Below are 1,765 nucleotides of genomic sequence, written 5' to 3'. Positions count from 1 at the left end.
GACGCGGCGCGACAATCAGAAACGAAAGAGGAACTTGCCAGCGACAATCAAGATGCTATCGTCGAAGACGCCGCGACATAGAATCTCATCCAGATCGTCGCGCGCGTCTCACCCAGATTGTCGCGCTATAACTCACGCACCTGGAGGCAGAGATCAGGAAGCTCGATGCGGAGATCGCCCGTCGCGCCAAGGAAAATGACGTAGCCCGGCGGCTGATGACGGTGCCGGGCATCGGGCCGCTGATTGCTACGGCCATTGCTGTTCTGGCTCCCCCTCCCGAGACCTTCCGCAAGGCACGCGACTTTGCCGCCTGGCTGGGTCTGGTGCCAAGACAGCATTCGACCGGGGGCAAGCAACGTCTCGGAGCAACGACCAGAATGGGCGAACGATCCCTGCGACGCCTGCTGATCATTGGTGCCAACAGCGTGGTGATCAAACGTAACGTTCACAAGGAAGCGCAGCCCGGAACATGGCTGGGCAGCCTGCTGTTGCGCAAGCCACCGATGCTGGTGCGGGTGGCGTTGGCGAACAAGATGGCGCGGATCGTCTGGGCCCTGATGGCTCGAGGTGGCATCTACCAGTCTCCGACCGCAGCGGCGTAAGCCGCCGCAGATCGCGAGGACGTCGGAGCGGAAGAGGGCAAGGAGCAGTTTGGCGCAACAGTCGTGAGACGGGATCGGGAGAACCAGTGCGCAACAGAGTGCCTATGAGCACGCGGCTTTGATCTGGACCCGACCTTCGAACACCATACGGGCCCTGCGGCATGTGGAACGCCGCATCATGAGGCCGGACACATGTCAGCACCCGATGACGCGCCAAGATCAGCTCCAAAAATCCCTCTTGCGCTTGGGGCGGTTACACATGTTGCACAAATCGGGTGATGGCCGAGGTTCCCCCTTCCCCGGACGGACTTATCCCACAGCTTCCGTGACGGGTATGCCGAGCGCGGTGTATCCGTTCAGGACGGCGATTCGGACCTGGAGTTCAGCGACCTGNAACGGTCGTGAGACAGGATCAGGAAAACCAGTTGTGCAACACGTGCCATCGAGCACGCGGCTTTGATTTGGACCTGATCTGCGAACACCATAGTGGCCCGCGGCATGAGATGGCCGCATCAAAGGCCGGATACATGTCAGCACCCGACTACGCGCCAAAAAGATCCCAAATACCCTCTTGCGCAAGGGGCGGTTATACATGTTGCACAAATCGGGTGATGGCCGAGGTTCCCCCTTCCCCGGACGGACTTATCCCACAGCTTCCGTGACGGGTATGCCGAGCGCGGTGTATCCGTTCAGGACGGCGATTCGGACCTGGAGTTCAGCGACCTGACGGTCGAAGTCCCGCGCCATGAGCCGCTGCCCCAGCAACTTCACACAATGCATCTTTGTCTCGACGCGGCTTCGGCGGTGGTATCCGCTCCATCGTCGCCAGAGCGCGCGGCCCAGGTATTTCGCCGCGCGCAGGGCCTCGTTTCGCGGCGAGCCTTTGTCCGCCATTGGTCCGAGGACAATGGCGAGCGCTCCAGCGGTGATCGTCTTCCAGGGCTTCGCGTTCTTGCGGGGCGGGATGACGGCATGGGCGCCGCGGTCGGCAATGGCGTCGTGGCATTTACGTGTGTCGTAGGCACCGTCGGCAGTGACGCTGCCGATCCGCTCGTCCGCCGGGATCTGACCGAGCAGGTCGGGTAGCACAGGGGCATCACCGATGTGGCTCCCGGTGATCTCGACAGCGCGGACCTCCAGTGTTTCCTCATCGATTCCGAGAT

The 1,765-nt window shown here is 61.8% G+C and carries 1 protein-coding gene and 1 pseudogene; one reads left to right on the top strand and one right to left on the bottom strand.

The genetic code is table 11. The features are described 5' to 3' along the window. Window positions 1–131: 131 nt before the first annotated feature. Window positions 132–602: pseudogene (locus tag FNJ84_RS21725) on the top strand (IS110 family transposase); the annotation flags it as partial. A 642-nt stretch (window positions 603–1,244) separates the two neighbouring features. Here FNJ84_RS21725 and FNJ84_RS21715 read toward each other — a convergent pair. Further along, window positions 1,245–1,765: IS5 family transposase (locus tag FNJ84_RS21715; RefSeq protein ID WP_143795273.1), on the bottom strand; the 521-nt coding region annotated here is incomplete at its 5' end.

It is taken from the genome of Paracoccus sp. M683, from assembly GCF_007096355.1.
Classification (GTDB): domain Bacteria; phylum Pseudomonadota; class Alphaproteobacteria; order Rhodobacterales; family Rhodobacteraceae; genus Paracoccus.
This window is presented reverse-complemented; position numbering and strand designations above follow the sequence as displayed.